The following is a 23,609-nucleotide window of genomic DNA, read 5'->3' as shown; positions in this document are numbered from 1 at the left end:
CATCTGGCTGCGGGTGGCCCGGCCCGCTTGGCGGCCCAGTGTCCTGTGGCCGCCGCCGTCGGGGATACGGCCGAGTTTCTTGACGTCGACGTGGATCAGTTCGCCGGGCCGATCACGCTCGTAGCGGCGGATGACCTGACCGGTGGGCCGGTCCAGGAACGCCAGACGGTTCAGACCATGGCGAGTGAGGATGCGGTGCACGGTCGAGGCGGGAAGGCCCAGGATCGGTCCGATACGCGCCGGTCCCAGCTTGCGGTCCTGCCGCAGCCGGCAGACGTGCGCCTCGGTGGCGGCCCCGGTCCGGTGCGGTGTCGTGAGCGGACGGCTGGAACGGTCGAGGAGTCCACTCTCGCCCTCCAACCGCCAGCGCCGGATCCACTTGTGGGCTGTGGGACGCGAGATACCCATCTCTGCCGCGACATGCGCGACCGGACGGCCGGAACTGACACGCTCGACCAGCAGCCGCCTGCCGTGAACGGTCAGGCGGGCATTACGGTGGGACACGAAGGCCTCCGTGCGGTGAAGATTCGACACCTCCACCACACACGGGGGCCTTCGCCACGATCAAGACCGACCCGCGTTAACAACGCTCGTGATCAATACACCTAGCGCACTCGCTCCACGCGGCGTTCGTCCCAGACCGGGGCCGGGGTCTCGCGGACCCGGCCGTCCGTGCCGAAGACCAGGTAGCGGTCGAAGGAGCGGGCGAACCAGCGGTCGTGGGTGACCGCCAGGACCGTGCCGTCGAAGGCCTCAAGGCCTTCCTGGAGGGCTTCGGCGGACTCCAGGTCGAGGTTGTCGGTCGGCTCGTCGAGCAACAGGGCGGTGACGCCCTGAAGTTCCAGGAGCAGGATCTGGAAGCGGGCCTGCTGCCCGCCGGAGAGCCGGTCGAAGCTCTGCTCGGCCTGGCCGGTCAGCTCGTAGCGGCGCAGCCTCGACATGGCGGCGCCCCGGTCCTGGGAGTGCTCGCTCCACAGGATGTCGAGCAGGGTGCGCCCCTGGAGCTCGGGGTGGGCGTGGGTCTGGGCGAAGTGCCCGGGCACGACCCGGGCGCCGAGCCTGAACTCCCCCGTGTGCGCCACGTCCTCGCCGGCGAGCAGGCGCAGGAAGTGGGACTTGCCGGAGCCGTTGGAGCCGAGGACGGCGACGCGCTCGCCGTAGAAGACCTCCAGGTCGAACGGCTTCATCAGTCCGGTCAGCTCAAGTCCCTTGCAGGTGACCGCCCTTACGCCGGTGCGGCCACCTTTGAGCCGCATGGTGATCTCCTGCTCGCGCGGCGGCTCGGGCGGCGGCCCCGCCTCCTCGAACTTGCGCAGCCGGGTCTGGGCGGCGTGGTAGCGGGACGCCATCTCATGGCTGACGGAGGCGGCCTGACGCAGGTTCAGCACCAGCTTCTTCAGCTGGGCGTGCTTCTCGTCCCAGCGGCGGCGCAACTCCTCGAAGCGGGCGAAGCGTTCACGCCGGGCGTCGTGGTAGGTGGCGAAGCCGCCGCCGTGCACCCAGGCGTCGGCGCCGGCCGGGCCGGGCTCCACGGAGACGATCTTCTCGGCGGCGCGGGAGAGGAGTTCGCGGTCGTGGGAGACGAACAGGACGGTCTTGCGGGTTTCCTTCAGCCGCTCCTCCAGCCACCGCTTGCCCGGCACGTCGAGGTAGTTGTCGGGCTCGTCGAGGAGCAGCACCTCGTCGGTGCCGCGCAGCAGCGCCTCCAGCACGAGCCGTTTCTGTTCGCCGCCGGAGAGGGTGCGGACCTCGCGGAACTGCGCCTTGTCGTACGGCACGCCGAGCGCGGCCGTGGTGCACATGTCCCACAGCGTCTCCGCCTCGTAGCCGCGCACCTCGGCCCAGTCGGCGAGGGCCTGCGCGTACTGGAGCTGGGCGGCCTCGTCGTCGACGGTCATGATGGCGTGCTCGGCCCGGTCGACGGCCCGCGCGGCCTCCTGGATGCGGGGCTGGGCCACGGACACGAGGAGGTCGCGCACGGTCGTCTCGTCCCGTACGGAGCCCACGAACTGCCTCATCACGCCGAGTCCGCCGCTGACGGTGACCGTGCCGCCGTGCGGTTTCAGCTCGCCGGAGATCAGCCGCAGCAGGGTGGTCTTGCCGGCGCCGTTGGGTCCCACGAGGGCCACGACGGCCCCTTCGCCCACCCGGAAGGACACGTCGCCGAGCAACGCCCTCCCGTCGGGGAGGTAGTACTCGAGGTGCGCGGCTTCCAGATGTCCCATGGGGATGCATTCTGCGGGCCGCGCGCGGCGGGCGGCAAACCGATATCCCCCGGCCCCGGCAGCCCGCCCCGCTCTCGCGTGCGGGCGGCGCGGCCGCACGGGCGGCCCGGGTGAGGCAGGAAACGGCCACCTCAGGGTACCAGCGGCCCTATGAGCCCAGACGTCGACCTGACCTCCCCCGCGCCCGGCCGCAGTGTGCTGCGCGACCGGCTGATCGCCCTCGACTGCCGTCTGTTCGAGTTCGCCGCCGAGCGGGACTGGCCGGGCGCGCAGCGGATCCTGCCCCGGCTGAGCCGCGGCGCGAACCACGGGGTGCTGTGGTTCGCCACGGCCGCCGTGATCGCGGCGAGCCGCACGCCCCGGGCCCGCCGGGCCGCCGTGCGCGGCATCGCCTCGCTGAGCCTGGCCTCGCTGGCGATCAACACCGTCGGCAAGCGCTCGGTGCGCCGCCCGCGGCCGGTGCTTGACCCGGTGCCGCTGGTGCGGCGGCTGAAGCGGCAACCGATCACCACGTCCTTCCCGTCCGGTCATTCGGCGTCGGCGGCGGCCTTCGCCACCGGCGTGGCCCTGGAGTCGCCGGCGTGGGGCGCGGTGGTGGCGCCGGTCGCGTTCTCGGTGGCGGCGTCCCGCGTGTACACGGGCGCCCACTTCCCCGTCGACGTCGTCGCGGGCGCGACCCTCGGCGCGGGCGCGGCCTTCGTCGTACGCCGTCTGCTGTCGACGCGCGAGGTGACGCCGGAGGCCGGCGAGGAGGGGTCGGAAGGGGCGTCGGCCGCACAGCATCTGTCCACATGACGGAATGAACTGTCTCAGCATATGGCTGGCCGCCTACAGTGGAGGCGATCCCGGCGAGAGAGGGGAACGGCCATGCCGCGAACACGGGAGACCGCCGTCTACACCCATGGGCACCATGAGTCGGTGCTGCGGTCGCACACCTGGCGGACGGCCGCCAACTCGGCCGCCTATCTGCTCGGCTCGCTCACGCCCGGGATGCGGATCCTGGACGTCGGCTGCGGGCCCGGCACCATCACCGCCGACCTGGCCGCCCTGGTGCCCGACGGGCACGTCACCGCCGTCGACCACGCGCCCGGCATCCTGGACCGGGCCCGGGCGACCGCCGCCGAACGCGGCCTGACCAACGTCGACTTCGCGGTCGCCGACGTGCACGCCCTGGACCACCCCGACGACACGTTCTGCGTGGTCCACGCCCACCAGGTGCTCCAGCACGTCGGCGACCCGGTGGGCGCGCTGCGCGAGATGCGCCGGGTGACCCGGCCCGGCGGGCTGGTGGCCGTGCGCGACTCGGACTACGCGGCGATGACCTGGTATCCCGCGTCGGCGGGACTGGAGGACTGGCTGGACCTGTACCGCAGGGTGGCCCGTGCCAACGGCGGGGAGCCCGACGCGGGGCGCCGGCTGAAGTCCTGGGCCCTCGCCGCCGGCTTCACCGACGTCACCGCCACGTCGTCGACCTGGACGTTCAGCAGCGAGCAGGAGCGCGCCTGGTGGAGCGGCCTGTGGGCCGACCGCACGGTGGCCTCCGCCTACGCCGGGCGCGCCGTCGGCGGCGGACACGCCACCGAGGCGGAACTGCGGGCCGTAGCCGAGGCCTGGCGGGAATGGGGTCAGCGGGAGGACGGATGGTTCAGCGTCCTCCACGGAGAGATCCTGTGCCGGAAGGACGCGAAGGACACGGGCGACGCGTAGGACGCCTGACACCCGCGGCACCCCCGACCGCGGGGTACCGGGGGCCGTCGGCGCAGGCGCCGGGCGGCCCCCGGAGTCACTCCCGGGGCAGGAGCGGGCCGAGCGGCCCGAGGTCCAGATTCAGGTCCTCGGGGCGCAGGCCGTAACGCTCGCGCAGTTCGGTCATGCGGTCGTCGAGCAGCATCAGGGTGAGCCCGATGCGCTCCTCCTGTTCCTCGCTCAGGTCGCCCTGGTCGAAGCGGCGCAGCGCCTGACGCTCCATCAACTGGCGCAGCAGTTCCACCACGGTGAGGACGAGCTTGACCAAGTCGCGCTCGACGGTGTCGGGTTCGAGATCGAGGCGTTTACGCTGAGTCGTCACATCAGATCCCCCCAAGGCGACGAGACGTTCTCGTTGACGGAGCTGATGAGGGCGTTGAGGTCGATCCGGACGAGGTCGACGTCGGCGATCCGCAGGGTGATGTCGCCCGTGATCACGACCCCGCCGGCGAGCAGCCGGTCGAGCAGGTCGACGAGGGCGACCTCACGGCGTTCGACGACGGTCATGAGCCGGCCTCCTGGGAATCCCTCTCCGCCTCCTGGGTCTCCATGTCCACGAAGGAATAGGCGGCCCACGGCCCGGTGAGCTCCACGCGCATCCCGGGCTCCTGGTCCTTGGTGTGGTCGACGATCTCCACGAACTCCTCGGACCCTGCGCGCGGCACGAGATAGGCCGCGTTCAGGACGTTCTGGCCGGACGCCTTGGAGAGGGCGGGGTTCTGCGGCGCGTGGAGACGGGCTGCGTCGGCGTGCTCGGACAGCAGGGTGTGCAGCCGGCCGGCGAAACGCTCGGCCCGCTGCCAGGTGTCGTCCTGCGCCCTGGCCTGCATCCGGCGCCGCAGCAGATAGTCCCGGCCCGAAGCGGGCTTCGCGCTCGCCTCGGAGTCGGCGCCGCTCGCGGGCGGCTCCGCCTGGGGCTCGACATAGACCTTCACGCCCCACTCCACCCGGCCCTGAAGCCGGTCCAGAGTGCGCCGGAAGTCGTCCTCGCGTTCCTCCATCATCACGCGGACGCCGCTGTCGTCGCGGAAGACGGTGGCGAGCCGCAGCGGCAGCGGTGTGGTGACCGCGGTGAGCGCGTCGATCACCTGCTGGTGGCCGCGGGCGGTCGCGCTCAGCCAGTCCAGGTCCTCAAGATGGGAGCGCAGCGGCTCCTCGGCGAAGTCCTTCACCGGCACGTCGCTGACGACCGCCACGAGGCCGTGGTGGTGCAGCAGCTTGGCCGGTGCGCCCGCCACCCCCGTCAGCTGGACCTGGAGCGGCGCGTCGAAGGGCCGGCAGACGGCGTACACATAGCGCAGTCCGGTCATGTGGACTCCTCCTCCCGGGAGCGGGCACGACCCAGTTCCAGCTCCTCCAGCCGCGCCAGCCGCTCTCGCAACTCGACGTTCTCACGCGCGAGTTGGTCGCGACGGGCGCGGGTGGAGAGCTCCGGGTCGTCCTCCCACCAGTCGATGCCCATCTCCTTGGCCTTGTCGACCGAGGCGACGATCAGACGGAGCTTGATGGTCAGCAGTTCGATGTCGAGCAGGTTGATCCGGATGTCGCCGGCGATGACGATGCCCTTGTCGAGGACGCGTTCCAGAATGTCCGCGAGATTGGCGCCGCCGCTCTGACCGTACGGCTCCGGCATCCGGCTCGGCATGGTCATCGACGACTCCCGCCCTCGGCGTACTCGGCGTCCTCGTCTTCGGCCTCGTCCTCGTACTCGGCGTCCTCGTCTTCGTACTCCGCCTCGGGCTCCTCCTCGTCGTACTCCTCCTCGGGCTCGCCCTCCTCGTCGTACTCGTCCTCGTACTCCTCGCCGTCCTCCGGCTCGCCTTCCTCGCCGTTCTCGTCGTTCTCCTCGGCCTGCTGCTCCTCCTCCAGGGCGTCCTCGTGGGACTTGACGACCTCGCCGTCGCGGATCTCACCGCGCCAGCCGTCCTCGGCCTCCCCCTTGAGGGTGATGAAGCGGACGTAGTTCTTCAGGTCGAGCCGGGCGCGGCGGCCCTGGGCGCGCCAGATGTTGCCCGTCTTCTCGAAGAACCCGGAGGGGTAGTACTCGATGACCAGCAGGACACGGGTGAGGTTGTCCGCGAGGCGGTGAAAGGAGACGACGCCCTTCGTGGTGCCCTTGGCGCCCTCAGACGTCCAGGCGATCCGGTCGTCGGGCACCTGCTCGGTCGTCTTCCCCTTCCAGCTGCGGTTGGACCACCAGACCTTCAGCTGCCAGTCGCTGGTGGTGTCGTCCGCGCGGCTCGCGCTCTTGACGCCCTTGGCGAAGGTGCTGAAGTCCTGGTACCTGGTCCACTGGTCGTATGCGGTGCGCAGCGGCACACCGACGTCGATCTGCTCGATGATGACGGTCGGCTTGTTGCCCGAGCCGCTCTTGCCCTTCTTGCCCTTGCCGCCGCCGAGGTTCTTGAAGGTCCCGGTCACCTTGTCCTTGATGCTGGAGGCGCCGACCTCCAGCGCGCTGCGCAGCGGGCCCTTGCCCTCGGCGAGCTTGCGGCCGCCGTCCAGTGCCAGTTTGGCGAAGCCGGGGCTGTTGCCCTCGGCGATGTCGTTCAGTTTGCCCGTGGTCTCGCCGAGCTTGCGGCCTACTTCGGTCAGCACGCGCTGGGCCTGGGCGGAGAGGTATTCCTGCACCTCCGCCTTCAGCCGGTCGGCGGCCTCGCTCTGGGCGAGGCCGGAGAGCGGGTTCCCGCCGTCGCCCTTGGCCGCCTTGCCCGCGGCGGAGGTCGCGGATCCGAGGGTCTCGGTCATCGCTCACCGCCTCCCTTCGGCCCCCGGGCACGGGAGGCCGTCTTGCTCGCCGTCTTGCGGGCCGTCGCGGTCCTCTTCGCGGCGGTCTTCTTCGCGGGGGTCCGCTTCGCGGCGGCCGTCTTCTTGGCCGGGGCCTTCTTCGCGGGCGCCTTCTTGGCCGCCTTCTTCGCGGGTCGCTCGTCCTCGCCCTCGTCCTCGTCGGCGTCGTCCTCGCCGCGGGCCTCCTCGGGCTCCTCCTCGTCCTCCTCGCCGCGGGCCTCTTCGGGCTCCTCCTCGTCCTCGGCGGCCTCGGGCTCCTCCTCGTGCGCGTCCTCGGGCTCCTCCTCGTCGTCCGAGCGGGAGCCGGGCGCGTCGGGCACGACGCCGTTCAGCTGGTCGCGCACATCGGAGGTCCGGCTGTGCAGCCGGTCGGCGAGCGCGCTCATCTGGCGTTCGACCATGGCGCCGGAGGCGGCCTTGCCGACCCCGCGCAGATCCTGGCGGAGCTGGTCGCCGATCTCCTTGAACTGCGGGTTGTCCTTCAGCTGCTGGGACACCATGTCGGCCAGGCCCCGCGGGGTCAGGTTCATCCGCTTGCCGGCCACCAGGGAACCCACCGCGAACGCCAGCTTCATCTTCTTCGTACGCCCGAGGAGATATCCGGCCCCTACCGCGAGGCCCAGTCCCATTCGGTTCATCATGCCGTCCCGTCGTCCGTTCCCGCGCTTCTGCGCGCGGCGATCTCCAGCCGGTCGAGAAGTTCGTCCTCCTTCTGGTCGAACTCCTCCTCGGTGATCTCGCCCGCCTCCAACTGCTCTTCGAGCCGCGAGAGTTCGGCCCGAACGGCGGCGGGGTCGTAGTAGATCCGCTCCGCTTCACGGAGCACCTGTCCGATCACCCAGCCGCTGCCGCGCACCGGAGCGAACGGCAACAGCAGCACCTCTCCGATCAGGCCCATCTCCCTGCTCCTTCGTTCGAGCCGTCCGGTCGCCGGGCTACACGGCGTGCTCGGCCGACGGCACCGCGGGCTTCGCCGGACCGGGTTCGACGAAGCTGTACGGCGGCAGCGGCCCGTTGACCCGGACCTCCAGGTAGGGGTGGCTCTCGCGCAGCGCCTCCGCGGCCTCCAGGAAGCGCGCCGCGGAGTCGCGGTCGACCAGGAAGGACACGTTGGCCAGCCAGCCCGTGGACTCGGGGCCCGCCTCGACGTCGGCGGCCAGCGGCTCCAGCGTCTCGCGCACCTCCGCCGCGTCGGTGGCCTCACGGGCCTTGACCGCGGCCGCGACCATCTCGCCGAGCTGCAGCCGCTGCTCATAAGTGCCGCCGCCGGCCTGGCGGTTGGCCTCGGCCATCCCGCGCAGCTCGGGGCTGTCGGCCATCACCTGGTGCAGCACCGCCTCCTCGATGTGCGAGGCCTTCACGTTGTACTCGACCTTGTTGTCAAGGGCGGCGAGCCGCTCCTTGTAGTGCTCCAGGCGCTCGGTGAGCACGGCGGTGACGGCGCTGTCGTCGGGGGCGACGCTCCCGAAGCGCATGGGCAGCACGCATCCCTCGGCGCCCGCCTCGGCCAGGACGTTCTGGTGGGCGAGCAGGTCCTTGCGCTTGGGACGCAGGTTCTCCGGGGCGTCGCTGACGATCGCCGCGAGTTCACCGGTGTCCTCACGGAGCACCCGGATCTGCATCGGCGGGTCGCCCACTCCGCCCAGCCCCTCCGGCACTGCTGGGTGGGAGGCGGCGGTGATGCCGTAGACGTACGTGCTCACTCCTGCTCCTCCTTACGGCTGCGCGAGGCGGTGGACTTGCGGGCACGCGGCCGCGACTCGGTCTCGCTCTCCTCGCGGGCCTGCTTGAAGGCGCCCGAGATGGTCTCGGCGGCGCCGGACAGGGCGCCCTTGGACTTGCCGCGCGCGCCGGACTCGGTGACCTCGCCGACGATCTCCGGCAGCCCCGGGCTCTTGCGCGGGCCGGCCTCCAGGTCGAGGCGGTTGCACGCCTCGGCGAAGCGCAGATAGGTGTCGACGCTGGCGACGACGACACGTACGTCGATCTTGAGGATCTCGATGCCGACCAGGGACACCCGCACGAACGCGTCGATGACCAGTCCCCTGTCGAGAACCAGTTCCAGGACGTCGTAAAGGCCGCTGGAGCCGCCTCCGCCTCCGGACTGCTGTGCCGGGACTACGGTCATGCCGACCGCACCTCCTTGTCTCGCGGATGATGTTCTGGCTGTGCCGGGCTCAGCCCCGGCGATGCGCGTCGGCCCGTCCGCGCTCGTAGCGGCGAACGCGCCGGTAGCCGGTGAGCTGACCTTCCGGGTCCAGCTCCACCTCGTAGCTGGCCATGAGGCTCATGGTGTCGGGCACCCGCTCCAGTTCGAGGACCTCTACCTCCAGCGACCAGCCGTCCTCCGTCTGCGCGAAGGACGAGACGCTCTCGGCGGTCATGCCCGTCAGCTCGGCGAGCTGGGCGCGCGCCTGACGCAGCACCTCCATGGGGCTCGGCCGGTCCGCCACGGTGTCGTCCTCGTCTCTGCGGGTGTCTCGGGTGCTCCGATCGCTGCGCTCCGGAGCGCTGTCGTCTTCCTGTGAAGACCGTGAAGTCTTCGTCTCCGATGTGTTCTTCGTGTTCGCCATGACCACCTCTCCTTCCGGGTGGCCTGAAGGTTGTTGGCCAAACCTTCACGAGGGCGCGGGTCTGGGCCGCCGTACGGACATCACTGCGTACCGGCGGTACGTGTATCAGCCACGCGAGTCGGCGGGCCCGCGCCGGGCGGGGCGCCGGCGCGGGCCGCTCGTCACGGCACGACCGCCGTCTCCACCAGCAGCCGCGCCGAGGCGGCGATCGACTCGGCGTCGATGCCGGCGGCGTGCAGCTGCTCGTCCGGGCTCGCCGAGCCCGGCATAGTCCGCACTCCCAGCCGCACCAGGCGGGGCACCGGCCGCCCGTCGGCGAAGGCCTCCGCGACCGCGTCGCCGAGGCCGCCCTCCGCGTGGTGGTCCTCCACCGTCAGCAGACAACCGGTCTCCTCGGCCGCGCGCCGCAGCGTCTCCCGGTCCACCGGCTTGACCGAGTACAGATCGATGACCCTGACGTCGACGCCCTCACCGGCGAGCGCGTCGGCGGCCTTGAGCGCCTCGTGCACAGTGACGCCGGCCGCCACCACGGTGAGCCGGTCCCGGCCGGAGGAGCGGAGCACCTTGCTGCCACCCACCGGGAACTCCTCGTCGGGCCCGTAGATCACCGGGCTCGCGCCGCGCGAGGTGCGCAGATAGCGGACGCCGTCCAGCCGGGCCATGGTCGCGACCAGGCGCGCGGTCTGGTTGGCGTCGCACGGGTACAGCACGGTGGAGCCGTGCACGGCCCGGAACATCGCCAGGTCCTCCAGACCCATCTGGGAGGGCCCGTCCTGTCCGATGGCCACGCCCGCGTGCGAGCCGACCAGGTTGATCCCGGCCCCGCTGATCGACGCCATCCGCACGAAGTCGTGCGCCCTGGTCAGGAACGCCGCGAAGGTGGAGGCGTACGGCACCCGGCCGCGCGCCGCGAGACCCACCGCGGCGGCGACGAGCTGCTGCTCGGCGATGTAGCACTCGAAGAACCGCTCGGGATGCTCCTTGGCGAAGAACTCGGCCCGGGTGGAGTCGCTCACCTCGCCGTCGAGGGCGACGACGTCTTCGCGGGCGGTGCCGAGGGCGGCGAGCGCCTGCCCGTACGCGTCACGGGTGGCGACGCCCTTGTCCGGATCGCCCTTCTCCCAGCGCGGCAGGTCGAGGTGCCCGTCGGCGACGGCGTGCAGCAGCCGGGCGCTGGGCGGCGGCTGCACCCGCACGCGCAGGTCGCGGACCCCGCCGAGTTCCTCGATCGCCTCGTCGGCGTCCTGGAGCGGCTTGCCGTGCAGGCCCTCGCGGTCCTGGACGGCTTCGACGCCCTTGCCCTTGAGGGTGCGGGCGAGGATCGCGGTGGGCTGGCCCTTGGTGGAACGGGCCTCGCCGTAGGCGCGGTCGACGGCGTCCACGTCATGGCCGTCGACCTCGACCGTGTGCCAGCCGAAGGCCTGGAAGCGGCGCGCGTAGGCGTCGAGGTGGTGCCCGTGGCGGGTCGGGCCGCGCTGGCCGAGGCGGTTCACGTCGACGATGGCCACCAGGTTGTCCAGCTGCTCGTGGCCCGCGTGCTCGGCGGCCTCCCACACCGATCCCTCGGCCATCTCGCTGTCGCCGCACAGCACCCACACCCGTGCCTCGGAGCGGTCCAGCCGCTTCACGGCGAGCGCGATGCCGACGCCGACCGGCAGTCCCTGCCCGAGCGAGCCGGTGGCGGTCTCCACCCAGGGCAGCCGGCGCGGAGTGGGGTGCCCTTCGAGCCGGCTGCCGAGCTTCCGGAAGGTGAGCAGCTCGTCGTCGTCGACGACCCCGGCCGCCTTGTAGGCGGAGTAGAGCAGCGGGGAGGCGTGGCCCTTGGAGAGGACGAAGCGGTCGTTGCCGGGGTGGTCGGGGTGGTCGAAGTCGTAGCGGAGGTGGTGGGCCAGCAGGACGGCCACGAGGTCCGCGGCGGACATCGAGGACGTCGGGTGCCCGGAGTTCGCGGCTGCGGCGGCACGGACGCTGTCGACGCGCAACTGCTGTCCGAGTTCGGTGAGTTCGGCGGTGTCCATCGGGTCGCTGATCTCCTTCCCCAGGGTCGGGGGTGCGAGGGCTGTCGTTGGCTCCTGATATCTGTCGGGCCGCGGCCCCGCCGGGCTCACGCTCCCCGGCGGTTCACCACGGGCCCCTCACGAGCGGATCCGCCACGGGCCCACTGGGCGGGCCGGCCGGCCGGGCTGTCTCTCGGCGGGTTCGCCGCCGGGCTGGTTCCTGGCGGCGTCGCCACCCGGCTGGTGCTTCGCGGTCTCACCGCCCGGCTGGTCGCCGGTGGCTTCGCCGCCTGCAGTCGAGTCCTGGCGGGTTCACCACCTGGCTGACTCTTCGCGGCCTCACCACCGGGCTGATTCATGGCGGGTTCACCGCGGGTTCCGCTGGGTGGGGCGGTCGCCGGGCTGATTCTTGGCGGGCTCGCCGCCCGGCTGGTTCCTGGCGGGTTCGCCGCCCGGCTGGTTCCTGGCGGGTTCGCCGCCCGGCTGGTTCTTCGCGGGTTCACCGCCCGTCTGGTTCTTCGCGGGCTCGCCGCCCGGCTGGTTCTTCGTCGGCTCGCCGCCCGGCTGAGGCTTCGTGGGCGTGGGTTCGCCGACGGGTTCGTCCTTCGTCGGCCGGCCGTCCATCCCCGTGGGGCCGTCGTCGTGTCGCCGCTTCGCGGGCTCGTTCTTCACCGGCTCGGGTGTGGGTGAGGTGATCGTGCGGGTGGTGTCCTCACCGCCGCCCCCGCCCGTGGCGCTCTCGACGGCGGTTCCGTCGGCCTGGGCCCGCTCGGGCTGCACCCGGCGCCGCGCGGGCTCGGTGCGCACCGGCTCGGGCGTGGGCGAGGTGATCGTCCGTGACGTGTCCTCGCCCCCGCCGCCACCCCTGGCCCGCGATCCGTCGCCGTGCGCGCTGTCACCGTGCGCGCCGCCGCCGGCGGCCCCGCGCGGCTCGCCCCCGGCCGGGGCCCGCACCAGCTCCGGCGAGGCCGTGTCCAGCGGCACCGCCCAGGAGCGGACCAGGCCCAACTGGACGCCCTGGCGCGGCAGTACGGCGTCCAGGAGCCAGTCGGCGGCGACCCGGACGCGGTTGCCGGGCATCGCGGCGAGATGGTAGCCGCGGGTGACCACGCCCGCCGGCAGCCCGGAGAGGTGGACACCCAGCGGGTTCGCGGCGGCCTTGACCCCGCCGAGGTCGACGACGAAGCCCATGTCCTTGTGCCGGTAGGGCCGCAGCTCACGGCCGGTCAGCGAGGCGGCGATGTTGTGCGCGGCCACCTTGCCCTGACGCCAGGCGTGCTGCGCCGTCATCGGCGTGTACTGCCCGGGCTTCTCCAGGTCGGGCACCGCGGCGGCGTCGCCGCAGGCGAACACCTCGGGCCGCCCCGGGACCTGCAGCGTCGGCTCGACCAGGAGCCGGCCGCGCTCCAGGGGCACTCCGAGAGACTCGACGAGCGGGTCGGGCCGTACGCCCACGCACCACACCAGGGTGCGGGTGTCGACGGACTCGCCGTCGGTCAGCAGGACCCCGTCACGGGTGGCCTCCTTGACGGAGGTGCCCATCCGGACGTCGACGCCCCGTCCGCGCAGCACGGCGTCGGCGGTGCGCGAGAGCCGCTCGTCCAGTTCGGGCAGGACGCGGTCGGCGATGTCGAGGAGCATCCAGCGCGGCCGTACGTCGTCGCGCAGCGGGCCGGAGCGCACCAGCGCGTCGGTGAACAGCTGTCCCTGCGCGGCGACTTCGGTGCCGGTGTAGCCGGCGCCGACCACCACGAACGTGCGGCGCGCCGCGCGCTCCTCGGGGTCGTCGGCGGTGGCCGCCAGCTCCATCTGCCGGGTGACGTGGTCACGCAGGTACAGCGCCTCGGGCAGGCCGCGGAAGCCGTGCGCGTGCTCGGCGACGCCGGGGATGGGCAGCAGCTTGTTGACGCTGCCGGCGGCGAGCACCAGCCGGTCGTACTGAAGCGTGCCCTGGCGGCCCTCCGGGTCGGTGTAGTGGACGGCGCGCCCGTCGAAGTCGAGGCGGCCCGCCTCGCCGAGCACCAGCCGCACGTCGGGCAGGGTGCCGGAGAGGGAGACGGTGACCCGGCGCGGTTCGAGGATGCCGGCGGACACCTGGGGCAGCAGGGGAAGGTACAGGAAGTAGTCGGTCGGGTTGAGCAGGGTGATGTCGGCCCGGCCCCGGGCCGCCCGCGCCAGGCTGCGGGCCGTCCGGTACCCGGCGAATCCGGCTCCGACGATCACGATGCGGGGTCGACTCACGGTTCGCCTCCGATTGGGGAGTCGTACGGTCGTACAAGGGCTTCCGCGTCCCCCTGGGCAGGGGGGCCAAACGTCGGCCGGTGCGCGCGGTCGCGGTTTCCCGGCCGGGTGCCGGGTACCCGGACCGACGACCCCCACCCACCCGCGGCACACCAGCGGAGGTTCCCCCATGCCCGAGTACGGCTACTTCCTGTCCACCGAGGAACACGGCCCCGCCGACCTGATCGAGCAGGCGCGCATGGCCGAACAGGCCGGATTCCAGGCGCTGTGGATCTCCGACCACTACCACCCGTGGAACGACGCGCAGGGCCAGAGCCCGTTCGTGTGGTCGGTGATCGGCGCGCTGTCGGAGGCGGTGTCGCTGCCGATCGAGACGGCGGTGACCTGTCCGACGGTGCGGATGCACCCGGCGGTGGTGGCGCAGGCCGCCGCCACCGCGGCGGTGATGACCGAGGGCCGCTTCCGGCTGGGCGTCGGCTCGGGCGAGGCCCTCAACGAGCACATCCTCGGCGACGCGTGGCCGCCCGCGCAGGTGCGTCTGGAGATGCTGGAGGAGGCGATCCAGATCATGCGCCGGCTGTTCACCGGCGAGGAGGTCACCCACCACGGCACCCACTACACGGTGGAGAACGCGCGCCTGTACACCGTCCCCGACCAGCCGGTGCCGATCGACATCTCCGGCTTCGGCCCGAAGGCGACGGCGCTGGCCTCCCGCGTCGCCGACGGCTACATCACGATGATGCCGGAGGAGTCGATGGTGGAGCAGTTCCGCAAGGGCGGAGGCGGCGGGAAGCCGGTCAGCGGCGGCACCAAGGTCTGCTACGGCGCGGACCGCGAGGAGGCTCTGCGCACGGCGCACCGGCTGTGGGCGAACGAGCTGCTGCCCGGCGAGCTGGGCCAGGTCCTGCCCACACCGCGCCACTTCGAGCAGGCGCAGTCGCTGGTCACCGAGGACATGGTGCGCGAGAACCGGGTGTGCGGCGACGACGTCGACGAGCACGTCGCGGCGCTCACGGCGTTCGCCGACGCCGGCTTCGACCGGGTCTACGTCAACCAGATCGGCCCCGACCAGCGAGGTTTCTTCGACTTCTACCGTACGAAGGTGCTGCCGCAGCTGTCGTGAGGCGCCCCCGACACCGCGGGCCGGGACCCACGACGACGGGGTCCCGGCCCGCGGTGTGACGGCGGTGGTTCAGGCGGCGCGTGCCCTCCGGCGCAGTCCCGCCGTCACCGCCGCGCCGACGCCCGCGGCGAGCAGCCCGGCGCCGACCCGCCCCCGGTTGCGGGAGGCCCACTCCTGCGGGCTGTGCCCGATCGCCTCGTCGTCGAAGCGGCCGTGGGCTCCGTGGTCGTGCCCGTGGGGGCCGTCGGCGGGTTCCCACAGGTTGCCGGGGCCGTGGGAACCCCCTGTCCCGTCGTCCTCCTGCTGCGCGTCGAAGGCGGTGCGGGCCAGGTAGCGGTCGAGGAGGCCGGGGATGACGGCGTTGGCGACGAGGGTGGCCGCGGTGGAGCCGCCCACCCAGTACTCGCGCCGCCGCGCGTGTCCGGCGGCGTGCACGATCGCCCGGGCGGCGACCTCGGGCTGGTACACGGGCGCCACCGGGCGGGCACGGCCCGGCATCCGGTTCAGCAACCAGTCGAACTGCGGGGTGTTGAGGCCGGGCAGCTGCACCATCGCGGTCCGCACCCGGCTGCGGGAGTGCAGCAGCTCGCAGCGCAGGGACTCGTTGAACCCCTGGATGGCGTGCTTGGCCCCGCAGTACGCCGCCTGCAGGGGCACCCCGCGGTAGGCGAGCGCGGAACCGACCTGGACGATCGTGCCGCGGTCGCGGGGCAGCATGTGCCGCAGTGCGGCGCGGGTGCCGAACACGAAGCCCAGGTACGTCACTTCCGTCACCCGGCGGAACTCGTCGGGGGTGATCTCGGTGAACGGGGCGAAGACGCTCGTGAAGGCGTCGTTGACCCACACGTCGATGCGGCCGTAGGCGTCGACGACCTGCTGCGCCGCGTCCTCGACCGCCTTGGCGTCGGCCATGTCGACGCTCACGGTCAGCGCCTCGCCGCCCGCCCGCTGTACTTCGTCGGCGGCCGCGGCGAGGCCCTCACGGCCCCGGGCCAGCAGGGCGAGACGGTCGCCCTGTGCGGCGAAGGCGCGGGCGGTGGCCCGCCCCACTCCCCCGCTGGCCCCGGTCACCACGACGACCCTGCGTCCGTCGTCCGCCGCCGTCCTCCACGGTGCGCGCATCCGGCATCACGCCCCGTGGTGCGGGACGTCGGGGCCGGTGCCGCCCTGACGGGGCACGTCGGGCGGGGTGGACGGCATCGGCGGGACGGACATGCCGAGACCGCCGGCGGGCGTGCCCACGGGCGGGGCGGCGAGGCCCGCTCCGGCGTCCGGGTGGCCGCTCGTGCCGCGGTGCGGGCGGGCGGCGCCGCGCAGCACGTACGCCAGCACGCCGAGGATCGCCGCGGTGATCAGCGCGGCGGCCCAGCCGGGCAGCACGAGGGCGAACGCCAGGCCCACGGCGAGGGAGACGGCGGCGCCCGCGTACAGGGCGAGGGCGCCGGAGGAGGCGTACAGCACGGCCCTACGGCGCTGTTTGCGGGTCTGCTCGCGCACCTCCTCCCGGATGGTCTCGCGTGCCACCTGCGCCAGTTCGTCGACCAGGTGCTTGTCCAGATGCTCCAGGTGATCCATGCGCTCCATCGGGCTCGGGTACCCGGGGTGTGCGGAGGATAACGCCGGGGATCGCCGAGGGGATCGGGTGCAGGCGCCTCGTCTGCGCCGCCGCCCCAACTACGCTCTCACGCATGGAGATTCTCGGAACGACGCTGCGGGTCTGCGTCGACGACCTGGAGGCCGCCGTCCCCTTCTACGAACGGCTCGCGAACGCCCCGGCGCTGCGTTTCGAGCGCGCCGGGGTGCAGGTCGCGGCGGTCGGCTGCTTCCTGCTGATGAGCGGGCCCGCCGCCGAGCTGGAGGTGCTGCGCAAGGTGGCGGCGACGATCGCCGTCACGGACGTGAACGAGGCCTACAAGACGCTCACCGACCTGGGCGCGAACATCCTGGCAGGCCCGGTGTCGACCCCCGCGGGCCGCAACCTGGTGGCCCGCCACCCCGACGGCACCCTCTACGAATACGTCGACCGCCGCCGGGGCTGACGCCCGGACGGGGGGCCGCTGGAAGCGCTCGCGGATCTCATCTCCGCCGTCAGGGCCCAGCGTTGGTGGTCTCGCCAGGCGCCGTCTATGTGGATCATGCCTGGGGAGAAGCCCTCCAGGCGGAAGCCGCAGCTCTGGGCGAGGGCGATCGAGGCGGCGTTGCCGGGCTGGACGTTGATCTCCAGGCGGTGCAGCCGCATCGGGCCGAAGGCGTGGCCGACGACGAGGTCGAGTGCCTCGCGCATGAGTCCCCGCCCGGCGGCGTGCGCGAACGCGCCGTAGCCCAGCGCCCCGTTCCGGAAGGCGCCCTGGACGATGTTGTTGATGTTGACGAATCCGGCGATGGCCCCGTCGTCCTTGGTGCACACCAGGAAGCCGGCCTTGGAGGGGTCCTGGATCAGCCGGTCCGCGTAGGCGGTGTACGCGGCGGGGGTGTCCGGCGGGAACAGCCACGGGCGGTGCAGGTCATGGCTCTCGCGGGCGCGGGCGGTGAACTCGGCGCCGTCCGCGTGGGTGAAATGGCGTATGCCCACGCGGGGGCCCTCGGCGAGGTAGCGCGATGCGGTGTGCGGCATCCGGCCAGCGTAGTCAGCCGCGCCGCCGCACGGCGTGGGCGCCGCACGGCGCGCCGACGACGGTCCACCGGCCGCTCAGATCAGCGCGGGCGCGTCCAGGCTGAGTGTCCCGGCGTCGGCGTCCAGCTCGGCGCTCACACCGAACGGCACGGTCAGTGCCCCCTCGCAGTGGCCGAAACCCAGCTCCTCCACGACGGGCACCCCGAGTCCGCCCAGCCGGTCGGCGAGGACGGGGCGCAGCTCCTCGTAGGGGCCGCAGCGCTCCCAGGAGCCGAGGGCGACGCCGGCGACGCCGTCGAGCCAGCCGGTGCGCAGCAGTTGGGTGAGGGTGCGGTCGAGACGGTACGGCGGCTCCCCCACGTCCTCCAGCAGGAGCAGTCCGCCGCGCGCGCCGGCGCGGGTGTGCGGGGTGCCGTAGCCGGTGGCGAGGAGGGTGAGGCAACCGCCCAGGGTGACGCCCCGGGCCCGGCCGGGGGCGAGAGCGGTGCCGGTGGAGGCGAGGACGCGGACGGTCTCCGGGGCGAACAGGGTGGCCCTGAGGTGGTCCTGGGCGCGGGCGTTCTTGATGAAGTCGACGCCGGCGGCGACGGGACCGTACAGGGTGACCAGGCCGAGGCGGACGGCGAAGGCCTCCTGCAGGGCGGTGCTGTCGCTGAAGCCGATGAACACCTTGGGCCCGGCCGCCCGCATGGCGTCCCAGTCGAGCAGGTCGACGACGCGCTGCGCGCCGTAGCCGCCCCGTGCGCACATCACGGCGTCGACGGACGGGTCGCACCAGGCGCGCTGAAGGTCGGCGGCCCGGTCGGCGTCCTCGCCCGCGAGGTGGCCGATGGTGCGGTGCCGGTCGAGGGCATGGGGCGCGGCCACCGGGTCGAGGTCCCAGCCGCGCAGGACGTCGAGACCGGCCTGGAGCCGCTCCTCGGCCACGGGTCCGCTGGGGGCGACGACGGCCACCCGGGCGCCGGGGGCGAGCCGGGAAGGGCGTACGAGGTCGTTCACCGGGTGAGCTCCAGGGTCGGGATGCCGGGCGGGCGCAGCCCGAACACCTGAGCGTACAGCGAGAGCTCGGCCTCCAGGGCGCGCACCATGGTCTCCGCCCGCCGGAACCCGTGCCCCTCCCCCTCGAAGGCGAGGTAGGCGTGCGGGACGCCGCGGCCTGCGATGCGGGCCAGGAGGCGTTCGGCCTGGGCGGGCGGGCAGATCACGTCGTCGAGGCCCTGGAGCAGCAGGAACGGCACGCGGATCCGGTCGGCGTGCTCGACGGGCGAGCGTTCGGCGTACCGGGCGGGCACCTCGTCGAGCGGTCCGACCAGGGTGTCGAGGTAGCGGGACTCGAAGTCGTGGGTGCCGCCGGTCGCCCAGGCCGCGAGGTCCAGGACGGGGTAGACGATGGTGCCGCAGGCGTAGACCCCGGCGCCGGTGAGCGAGACGGCGGCGGTCCAGCCGCCCGCGCTGCCGCCGCGGATCGCCAGCCGGTCCCGGTCGGCGGTGCCCTCCTCGGCGAGGGCGAGGGCGACGGCCGCGCAGTCCTCGACGTCGACGACGCCCCACTGTTCGCGCAGCCGGTCGCGGTACTCCCGTCCGTAGCCGCTCGACCCGCCGTAGTCGACCTCGGCGACGCCGATGCCCCGGGAGGTGAAGTAGGCGGTCTCCAGGTCCAGTACGAGCGGGGAGCGGTCGGTGGGCCCGCCGTGCGCCCGGATGACGTACGGCGGCAGCTCTGCGCCCGGGGCGACGCACCCGGGGTTGTGCGGCGGGTACACGTGCGCGTGGACGTCGCGGCCGTCGGGTCCGGTGAAGGTGCGCAGTTGCGGTTCGGGGTAGTAGGCGGGGTCCACGGTGTCCTCGTGCGGCGCGCCGATCACCCGGGCCCGGCCGGTGCGGGTGTCGAGCTCCACCACCTCGTAGGCGCTGCGCGGGCTGGCGCCGACGGCGACGACGCGCTCGCCGTGCACGGCGAGGGTGGAGGCGAACTCGGTCCACGGCCCGGCCACGTCGACGACCTCGCCGCTCTCCGGGTCGAGGACGCCGAGCGCGGCGGCGCCCCGGCCGTGCACGACGGCGAGGAGACCGCCGGGAAGCGGCGCGAACCAGCGGTGGCCGAGCTTCCACAGCGGCCCGCCGAACTCCTCCTCGCGCGGGCAGACGGGTTCGTGGTCGCGGTACACGTTCCACCAGCCGGAGCGGTCGCTGGTGTAGAGCAGGCGGCCGTCCGCGGACCAGTCGACCTGGGCGACGGACTCCTCGGGCCCGCCGGCCACCACCCGGGCGTCGTCGAACGCGCCGTCCGCCCCGATGCCGGCGACGACGACGTCCGTGCCGTCCCACGGCATCCGCGGATGGTCCCAGGCGAGCCACGCGGCCCGCCGGCCGTCCGGCGAGATGCGCGCCCCGGTGACGAACCGCCGCCGGTCGTCGGTGAGTTCGCGTACGGCGCTCCGGTCCCCGGCGGCCGATCCGTCCAGCGGCACGGCGGCCAGGACCCGGCGCACGTCGGTGGGCCCGTCCCCGGTGAACTCCTCCAGCACGCACCACACTTCGCCCCGGTCGAGCAGCAACCGCGGTTCGGCCCAGCGCAGTCCGCCGCCCACCGGCGACAGCGGGGTCAGCGGCCGGGGCTCGCCGCCCGGCCGCCAGACGTACAGCCTCTGGTCGGCGAAGTGCGCGAACACCACCAGCGGTCGCCCCTCGTGAAGCGCGCCGGCCCAGGGCTGCCCGCCGTACTCGAGCACCCGGCTGCGCACGTTCCACGGAGCGGGCAGCACCGACTCCTCGGCGCCGTCGGCGCGCCGTCGCACCAGGGTGCGCCGGCCGCCCTCGGCGGGGCGGGGGGCCGTCCACCACACCTCGTCGCCGACGAAGCCGACGTACTCGGGCCGCCCGTCGTGCGCCGCGGCGAGCCGCGCGTCGAGCGGCGAGGGCCAGGAACCGTACGGCAGGATCTGCACGTCTCCCCCGCCCTCTCAGGCCGTGCGCAGGAAGCGGTCGAGGACGTCGACGCCGAAGTGGAGCGCCTCGACGGGCACCCGCTCGTCGACGCCGTGGAAGAGCGCCTGGTAGTCCAGCCCCTCCGGCAGCCTGAGCGGCGCGAACCCGTAACCGGTGATGCCGAGCCGCGAGAACTGCTTGGCGTCGGTGCCGCCGGACATGCAGTAGGGCACCACGTGTCCCCCCGGTGCGAACTCCTCGACGGCGGCGCGCATCCGTGCGTACGTCGGCGAGTCCACCGGCGCCTGGAGGGCGACCGTGTGGTGCTGGAACTCCCAGTCCACGTCGGGGCCGGTCAGTTCGTCGAGGGTGGCTCGGAACTCGTCCTCGCCGCCCGGCAGATACCGCCCGTCGACATAGGCGACGGCCTCGCCGGGAATGACGTTGATCTTGTAACCGGCTTCCAGCATGGTCGGGTTGGCGCTGTTGCGGACGGTCGCCTCCACCAGCCTGGCGGCCGACCCCAGCTTGTCCAGCAGGGCGTCCACGTCGTCGAGGCGGGCCTCGACGCCGTACACGGCGGCCAGTTCGGTGAGCGCGGCCCGCACGGTCGGGGTCAGCCTGAGCGGCCACTCGTGCTCGCCGATCCGCGTGATCGCGGCGGACAGGCGGGTCACCGCGTTCTCCCGGTTGACCTTGGAGCCGTGCCCGGCGCGGCCGCGGGCGGTGAGCTTCAGCCAGCCGGTGCCGCGCTCCCCCGCCGCGATCGGGTAGATCTCCCGGCCGCTGCCGTCGTGGAAGGTGAACGCGCCGGACTCGCCGACGCCCTCCGTGCAGCCCTCGAAGAGGTGGGGGTGCTCGTCGGCGAGGAAGCCCGAGCCGTCCTCGGCGCTGGCCTCCTCGTCGGCGGTGAAGGCGACCACGACGTCACGCCGGGGCCGTACGCCCTCTCGGGCCCAGGCGCGCACGACGGCGAGGATCATCGCGTCCATGTTCTTCATGTCGACCGCGCCGCGCCCCCACACCACGCCGTCGCGGATCTCCCCGGAGAAGGGGTGCACGCTCCAGTCCGCGGCCTCGGCGGGCACCACGTCGAGGTGACCGTGGACCAGCAGCGCTTCCGCCGACGGGTCGGAGCCCTCGACGCGGGCGACGACGTTGGTCCGGCCCGGCGTGCGCTCCAGCAGCGTCGGCTCGAGTCCCGTCTCGGCGAGCAGCGCGGCCGCGTACTCGGCGGCGGGCCGCTCCCGGCAGTCCCCGCCGCCCCGGTTCGTGGTGTCGATGCGGATGAGGTCGGACGTGAACCGCACGACCTCGTCCCTCGCCTGCGCGTCAGCCATGCTGCTCCTCAGCCGTGTTGTTCCTCAGCCGTGTTCTGCCTCAGCCGTGTTCTGCCTCAGCCGTATTGTTCCTCGACCGCCGCCGAGACGACCGTCGTGACCGCCTTGAACGTGCGGATGCCCTCGTACATGGTGCCGCTGGTGTACGCCACCTTGCGCTCCCCGATCCGCGCCACACCCGGCACCACCGTCGCGGCCATCGCCAGGTGTTCGGCGTCGAACTCCACCGCCACGGTGAACGGCCCTTCCCGCGACGGCCCCTGACGAACCGCCAGACGAGCGGCTTCCTTCGCCGCGGCCCGGATGTCGGCGGCGGTGCGGGCCGGCGTCCGGCACACGGCCGCGTACCGCGACACATGGTCCTTGACCGCCACCTTCAGCGCCTCGGGCGCGTACCCGAGGGCGTCCTCGCAGGCCACGTCGTCACCCGTGACCAGCACTACAGGTACCCCGAACTCGGCGGCCACGCGCGCGTTGAGCAGCCCCTCACTGGCCCGTACGTCGTTCAGCCACACCCCGGTGATGGAGTTGGCGAGGTAGGTGTGGGCGAGGACGCCCTCCGCGCCGGCGCCGGCGTGGTAGCCGACGAAGGCGACGCCGTCCACGTCGCCGTGCTGGACGCCTTCCACCATGGACAGCGACTTGTGCCGCCCGGTGAGCATCTGGGCCCGCTCGTCGAGCTGTTCCAGGAGAAGGTTGCGCATGGTCCAGTGGGCCTCGTTGATCAGGACTTCGTCGGCGCCGCCGTCGAAGAAGCCGAGGACGGCCGCGTTGACGTCCGAGGTGAACAGCGCCCGGCACCGCTCCCACTGCGGAGTGCCCGGCAGCACGTCGGCCGGCCAGGTGACACCGGTGGCGCCCTCCATGTCGGCGCTGATCAGGATCTTCATACCGGCATCCGCCCTTTCCGGGAAACGCCCCGAGCTTAACCGGTCCCTTTCTGCTCTGATCCACCTCGCACGCCGCTCACCGCTCACCTTCGACGAACGGGGAACCCGTCATGACCGGGCGCATACTCTCGCCGGAACGCTTCGAGGAGGACCGGCCGCGACTGCGGGCCGTCGCCCACCGCATGCTCGGCTCGCTCGCCGAGGCCGACGACGCCGTCCAGGAGACCTGGCTGCGGGCGTCCGCGGTCGACCTCGGCGAGGTGGAGAACGTCACCGCGTGGCTGACCACCGTGGTGGGCCGGGTGAGCCTGAACATGCTGCGCTCGCGCAGGACACGGCGCGAGGAGCCACTGGAGGCCTCAGAGGCCGGCCCCGGGGCCGGCGTCGCGCCCGGCGGCGATCCCGAGGAGGAGGCGCTGCTCGCCGACTCCGTCGGGGTGGCCCTGCTCGTCGTCCTGGACTCGCTGGGGCCGGACGAGCGGCTGGCGTTCGTCCTGCACGACATGTTCGCGGTGCCGTTCGACGCGATCGCCCCGCTGATCGACCGCAGCCCGGCGACGACCCGGCAGCTCGCCAGCCGTGCCCGCCGGCGGGTCAGGGGCACGACGCCGGCGCCGGCCGGCTCGCGGGCCGCGCCCGCCGCCGACGCGCACCGCCAACGGCAGGCGGTGGAGGCGTTCCTCGCCGCCACGCGCGGCGGCGACTTCGAGGCCCTGCTGGCGCTGCTGCATCCGGACGTGGTCCTCACCGCCGACCGGTTCGTCGTGCCGACGCCGGAGCCGGTCGAGGTCGTCGGCGCCCGCACGGTCGCGCAGGGCGCGATGACGGCGGCCGGCCGGGCCCGGTTCACCGGCCCCGCGCTGCTCGACGGCCGCGTCGGCCTGGTGCTGGCGCCGCACGGGCGGCTGCGGCTGGCCCTGCTGCTCACGGTCGCCGACGAGGGGATCACCCGCATCGAGATCATCGCGGACCGCGAGCGACTGGCCGGGATCGAGGTGGCGGTACTCGACGACTGAGACCGACCGGACGGACGGGCGCGGGGGGCGGGGGGTCCCCCCCCCCCCCCCCCCCGGGCGGGCCCCCCCCCGGGCCCCGCCCCCCCCCCCCCCGGGGGCCGCCCCCCCCCCCCCCGGGGCGGGGCCCCG

At 73.1% G+C, this 23,609-nt stretch carries 25 protein-coding genes and 1 pseudogene; 5 read left to right on the top strand and 21 right to left on the bottom strand.

Features of this window, described 5'->3' with window-relative positions; all coding sequences use genetic code 11:
* The coding region (locus ACIOC0_RS38875) for a leucine zipper domain-containing protein (RefSeq protein WP_402161626.1) at nucleotides 1-504 on the bottom strand (504 nt) is incomplete at its 3' end.
* Nucleotides 505-605: 101 nt separating this feature from the next.
* Complete coding sequence (locus ACIOC0_RS38870; RefSeq protein WP_402161624.1) at nucleotides 606-2,225, bottom strand: ABC-F family ATP-binding cassette domain-containing protein; 1,620 nt, start codon at nucleotides 2,223-2,225, stop codon at nucleotides 606-608.
* A 150-nt stretch (nucleotides 2,226-2,375) separates the two neighbouring features.
* Between ACIOC0_RS38870 and ACIOC0_RS38865 the strand changes: the two are divergent.
* Both ACIOC0_RS38865 and ACIOC0_RS38860 read left to right on the top strand, forming a co-directional pair.
* Nucleotides 2,376-2,969: pseudogene (locus ACIOC0_RS38865) on the top strand (phosphatase PAP2 family protein); the annotation flags it as partial.
* 123 nt (nucleotides 2,970-3,092) lie between these two features.
* A complete protein-coding gene (locus tag ACIOC0_RS38860) occupies nucleotides 3,093-3,932 on the top strand; it encodes a class I SAM-dependent methyltransferase (protein ID WP_402161622.1) in 840 nt (279 codons plus the stop codon).
* A gap of 76 nt (nucleotides 3,933-4,008) precedes the next feature.
* On the opposite strand, the gene ACIOC0_RS38855 is transcribed toward ACIOC0_RS38860, so the two are convergent.
* The 12 genes from ACIOC0_RS38855 to ACIOC0_RS38800 form a co-directional block, all read right to left on the bottom strand.
* Nucleotides 4,009-4,293, bottom strand: a complete 285-nt coding sequence (locus tag ACIOC0_RS38855) for a gas vesicle protein K (RefSeq protein WP_402161620.1) — start codon at nucleotides 4,291-4,293, stop codon at nucleotides 4,009-4,011.
* Complete coding sequence (locus ACIOC0_RS38850; RefSeq protein ID WP_130437763.1) at nucleotides 4,290-4,478, bottom strand: gas vesicle protein; 189 nt, start codon at nucleotides 4,476-4,478, stop codon at nucleotides 4,290-4,292. The genes ACIOC0_RS38855 and ACIOC0_RS38850 overlap by 4 nt, the downstream gene beginning before the upstream one ends.
* Complete coding sequence (locus ACIOC0_RS38845) at nucleotides 4,475-5,281, bottom strand: GvpL/GvpF family gas vesicle protein (protein WP_402161618.1); 807 nt, start codon at nucleotides 5,279-5,281, stop codon at nucleotides 4,475-4,477. Before ACIOC0_RS38845 ends, ACIOC0_RS38850 begins: the two co-directional genes overlap by 4 nt.
* Nucleotides 5,278-5,622, bottom strand: a complete 345-nt coding sequence (locus tag ACIOC0_RS38840; protein WP_402161616.1) for a gas vesicle protein — start codon at nucleotides 5,620-5,622, stop codon at nucleotides 5,278-5,280. Before ACIOC0_RS38840 ends, ACIOC0_RS38845 begins: the two co-directional genes overlap by 4 nt.
* Complete coding sequence (locus tag ACIOC0_RS38835; protein ID WP_402161613.1) at nucleotides 5,619-6,719, bottom strand: SRPBCC family protein; 1,101 nt, start codon at nucleotides 6,717-6,719, stop codon at nucleotides 5,619-5,621. Before ACIOC0_RS38835 ends, ACIOC0_RS38840 begins: the two co-directional genes overlap by 4 nt.
* Nucleotides 6,716-7,396 (bottom strand): DNA primase, encoded by a 681-nt coding sequence (locus ACIOC0_RS38830; protein WP_402161628.1) that lies wholly within the window; start codon nucleotides 7,394-7,396, stop codon nucleotides 6,716-6,718. The genes ACIOC0_RS38835 and ACIOC0_RS38830 overlap by 4 nt, the downstream gene beginning before the upstream one ends.
* Nucleotides 7,396-7,656, bottom strand: coding sequence for a gas vesicle protein GvpG (locus ACIOC0_RS38825; RefSeq protein WP_402161611.1), 261 nt, complete (start codon nucleotides 7,654-7,656; stop codon nucleotides 7,396-7,398). The genes ACIOC0_RS38830 and ACIOC0_RS38825 overlap by 1 nt, the downstream gene beginning before the upstream one ends.
* Nucleotides 7,657-7,693: 37 nt before the next feature.
* Nucleotides 7,694-8,461 carry a GvpL/GvpF family gas vesicle protein gene (locus ACIOC0_RS38820; RefSeq protein ID WP_402161609.1) on the bottom strand — a complete coding sequence of 256 codons (768 nt, stop codon included), beginning with the start codon at nucleotides 8,459-8,461 and terminating at the stop codon, nucleotides 7,694-7,696.
* Nucleotides 8,458-8,886, bottom strand: coding sequence for a gas vesicle structural protein GvpA (locus ACIOC0_RS38815; protein ID WP_402161607.1), 429 nt, complete (start codon nucleotides 8,884-8,886; stop codon nucleotides 8,458-8,460). Before ACIOC0_RS38815 ends, ACIOC0_RS38820 begins: the two co-directional genes overlap by 4 nt.
* A gap of 49 nt (nucleotides 8,887-8,935) precedes the next feature.
* Entirely contained in the window at nucleotides 8,936-9,331 is a 396-nt protein-coding gene (locus ACIOC0_RS38810) for a gas vesicle protein (RefSeq protein ID WP_402161605.1), read from the bottom strand.
* A 161-nt stretch (nucleotides 9,332-9,492) separates the two neighbouring features.
* Complete coding sequence (locus ACIOC0_RS38805) at nucleotides 9,493-11,349, bottom strand: transketolase (protein ID WP_402161603.1); 1,857 nt, start codon at nucleotides 11,347-11,349, stop codon at nucleotides 9,493-9,495.
* 345 nt (nucleotides 11,350-11,694) lie between these two features.
* Nucleotides 11,695-13,569, bottom strand: a complete 1,875-nt coding sequence (locus ACIOC0_RS38800) for an FAD-dependent oxidoreductase (RefSeq protein ID WP_402161601.1) — start codon at nucleotides 13,567-13,569, stop codon at nucleotides 11,695-11,697.
* 169 nt (nucleotides 13,570-13,738) lie between these two features.
* Here ACIOC0_RS38800 and ACIOC0_RS38795 point away from each other — a divergent pair, with 169 nt between their 5' ends.
* Nucleotides 13,739-14,692 (top strand): TIGR03557 family F420-dependent LLM class oxidoreductase, encoded by a 954-nt coding sequence (locus tag ACIOC0_RS38795; protein WP_402161598.1) that lies wholly within the window; start codon nucleotides 13,739-13,741, stop codon nucleotides 14,690-14,692.
* A gap of 69 nt (nucleotides 14,693-14,761) precedes the next feature.
* On the opposite strand, the gene ACIOC0_RS38790 is transcribed toward ACIOC0_RS38795, so the two are convergent.
* Complete coding sequence (locus tag ACIOC0_RS38790; protein WP_402161596.1) at nucleotides 14,762-15,814, bottom strand: SDR family oxidoreductase; 1,053 nt, start codon at nucleotides 15,812-15,814, stop codon at nucleotides 14,762-14,764.
* Nucleotides 15,815-15,820: 6 nt separating this feature from the next.
* Nucleotides 15,821-16,276, bottom strand: a complete 456-nt coding sequence (locus ACIOC0_RS38785; RefSeq protein ID WP_402161594.1) for a phage holin family protein — start codon at nucleotides 16,274-16,276, stop codon at nucleotides 15,821-15,823.
* 104 nt (nucleotides 16,277-16,380) lie between these two features.
* On the opposite strand from ACIOC0_RS38785, the gene ACIOC0_RS38780 reads away from it, so the two are divergent.
* Nucleotides 16,381-16,731 carry a VOC family protein gene (locus ACIOC0_RS38780; RefSeq protein WP_402161591.1) on the top strand — a complete coding sequence of 117 codons (351 nt, stop codon included), beginning with the start codon at nucleotides 16,381-16,383 and terminating at the stop codon, nucleotides 16,729-16,731.
* Here the strand turns inward: ACIOC0_RS38780 and ACIOC0_RS38775 are convergent.
* The 5 genes from ACIOC0_RS38775 to ACIOC0_RS38755 all read right to left on the bottom strand — a co-directional run bounded on the left by ACIOC0_RS38775 (nucleotide 16,701) and on the right by ACIOC0_RS38755 (nucleotide 22,464).
* Entirely contained in the window at nucleotides 16,701-17,306 is a 606-nt protein-coding gene (locus tag ACIOC0_RS38775) for a GNAT family N-acetyltransferase (protein ID WP_402161589.1), read from the bottom strand. The genes ACIOC0_RS38780 and ACIOC0_RS38775 overlap by 31 nt on opposite strands.
* Before the next feature lie 75 nt (nucleotides 17,307-17,381).
* Nucleotides 17,382-18,305 carry an LD-carboxypeptidase gene (locus tag ACIOC0_RS38770; RefSeq protein ID WP_402161586.1) on the bottom strand — a complete coding sequence of 308 codons (924 nt, stop codon included), beginning with the start codon at nucleotides 18,303-18,305 and terminating at the stop codon, nucleotides 17,382-17,384.
* Nucleotides 18,302-20,254: a prolyl oligopeptidase family serine peptidase gene (locus ACIOC0_RS38765; protein ID WP_402161584.1), complete on the bottom strand. Its 1,953-nt coding sequence runs from the start codon at nucleotides 20,252-20,254 to the stop codon at nucleotides 18,302-18,304. Before ACIOC0_RS38765 ends, ACIOC0_RS38770 begins: the two co-directional genes overlap by 4 nt.
* Nucleotides 20,255-20,269: 15 nt before the next feature.
* Nucleotides 20,270-21,574: a M20/M25/M40 family metallo-hydrolase gene (locus tag ACIOC0_RS38760; protein ID WP_402161581.1), complete on the bottom strand. Its 1,305-nt coding sequence runs from the start codon at nucleotides 21,572-21,574 to the stop codon at nucleotides 20,270-20,272.
* A gap of 56 nt (nucleotides 21,575-21,630) precedes the next feature.
* Nucleotides 21,631-22,464 carry a M55 family metallopeptidase gene (locus ACIOC0_RS38755; protein ID WP_402161578.1) on the bottom strand — a complete coding sequence of 278 codons (834 nt, stop codon included), beginning with the start codon at nucleotides 22,462-22,464 and terminating at the stop codon, nucleotides 21,631-21,633.
* A gap of 110 nt (nucleotides 22,465-22,574) precedes the next feature.
* On the opposite strand from ACIOC0_RS38755, the gene ACIOC0_RS38750 reads away from it, so the two are divergent.
* Nucleotides 22,575-23,480 carry a sigma-70 family RNA polymerase sigma factor gene (locus ACIOC0_RS38750; RefSeq protein ID WP_402161575.1) on the top strand — a complete coding sequence of 302 codons (906 nt, stop codon included), beginning with the start codon at nucleotides 22,575-22,577 and terminating at the stop codon, nucleotides 23,478-23,480.
* Nucleotides 23,481-23,609: the final 129 nt, after the last annotated feature.

The organism is Streptomyces sp. NPDC088254, from assembly GCF_044740925.1.
Taxonomy (GTDB): Bacteria; Actinomycetota; Actinomycetes; order Streptomycetales; family Streptomycetaceae; genus Streptomyces.
Note: the sequence above shows the minus strand (reverse complement) of the source record. Positions and strands in the feature narration are given on the sequence as shown.

Excerpts from the sequence above, each read along its gene's own strand:
- ACIOC0_RS38755 (WP_402161578.1), bottom strand. The coding sequence starts at position 22,464 with ATGAAGATCCTGATCAGCGCCGACATGGAGGGCGCCACCGGTGTCACC.
- ACIOC0_RS38835 (WP_402161613.1), bottom strand. The coding sequence starts at position 6,719 with ATGACCGAGACCCTCGGATCCGCGACCTCCGCCGCGGGCAAGGCGGCC.
- ACIOC0_RS38795 (WP_402161598.1), top strand. The coding sequence starts at position 13,739 with ATGCCCGAGTACGGCTACTTCCTGTCCACCGAGGAACACGGCCCCGCC.
- ACIOC0_RS38805 (WP_402161603.1), bottom strand. The coding sequence starts at position 11,349 with ATGGACACCGCCGAACTCACCGAACTCGGACAGCAGTTGCGCGTCGAC.
- ACIOC0_RS38870 (WP_402161624.1), bottom strand. The coding sequence starts at position 2,225 with ATGGGACATCTGGAAGCCGCGCACCTCGAGTACTACCTCCCCGACGGG.
- ACIOC0_RS38815 (WP_402161607.1), bottom strand. The coding sequence starts at position 8,886 with ATGACCGTAGTCCCGGCACAGCAGTCCGGAGGCGGAGGCGGCTCCAGC.
- ACIOC0_RS38775 (WP_402161589.1), bottom strand. The coding sequence starts at position 17,306 with ATGCCGCACACCGCATCGCGCTACCTCGCCGAGGGCCCCCGCGTGGGC.
- ACIOC0_RS38810 (WP_402161605.1), bottom strand. The coding sequence starts at position 9,331 with ATGGCGAACACGAAGAACACATCGGAGACGAAGACTTCACGGTCTTCA.
- ACIOC0_RS38785 (WP_402161594.1), bottom strand. The coding sequence starts at position 16,276 with ATGGAGCGCATGGATCACCTGGAGCATCTGGACAAGCACCTGGTCGAC.
- ACIOC0_RS38790 (WP_402161596.1), bottom strand. The coding sequence starts at position 15,814 with ATGCGCGCACCGTGGAGGACGGCGGCGGACGACGGACGCAGGGTCGTC.
- ACIOC0_RS38860 (WP_402161622.1), top strand. The coding sequence starts at position 3,093 with ATGCCGCGAACACGGGAGACCGCCGTCTACACCCATGGGCACCATGAG.
- ACIOC0_RS38825 (WP_402161611.1), bottom strand. The coding sequence starts at position 7,656 with ATGGGCCTGATCGGAGAGGTGCTGCTGTTGCCGTTCGCTCCGGTGCGC.
- ACIOC0_RS38845 (WP_402161618.1), bottom strand. The coding sequence starts at position 5,281 with ATGACCGGACTGCGCTATGTGTACGCCGTCTGCCGGCCCTTCGACGCG.
- ACIOC0_RS38830 (WP_402161628.1), bottom strand. The coding sequence starts at position 7,396 with ATGAACCGAATGGGACTGGGCCTCGCGGTAGGGGCCGGATATCTCCTC.
- ACIOC0_RS38850 (WP_130437763.1), bottom strand. The coding sequence starts at position 4,478 with ATGACCGTCGTCGAACGCCGTGAGGTCGCCCTCGTCGACCTGCTCGAC.
- ACIOC0_RS38840 (WP_402161616.1), bottom strand. The coding sequence starts at position 5,622 with ATGACCATGCCGAGCCGGATGCCGGAGCCGTACGGTCAGAGCGGCGGC.
- ACIOC0_RS38780 (WP_402161591.1), top strand. The coding sequence starts at position 16,381 with ATGGAGATTCTCGGAACGACGCTGCGGGTCTGCGTCGACGACCTGGAG.
- ACIOC0_RS38750 (WP_402161575.1), top strand. The coding sequence starts at position 22,575 with ATGACCGGGCGCATACTCTCGCCGGAACGCTTCGAGGAGGACCGGCCG.
- ACIOC0_RS38760 (WP_402161581.1), bottom strand. The coding sequence starts at position 21,574 with ATGGCTGACGCGCAGGCGAGGGACGAGGTCGTGCGGTTCACGTCCGAC.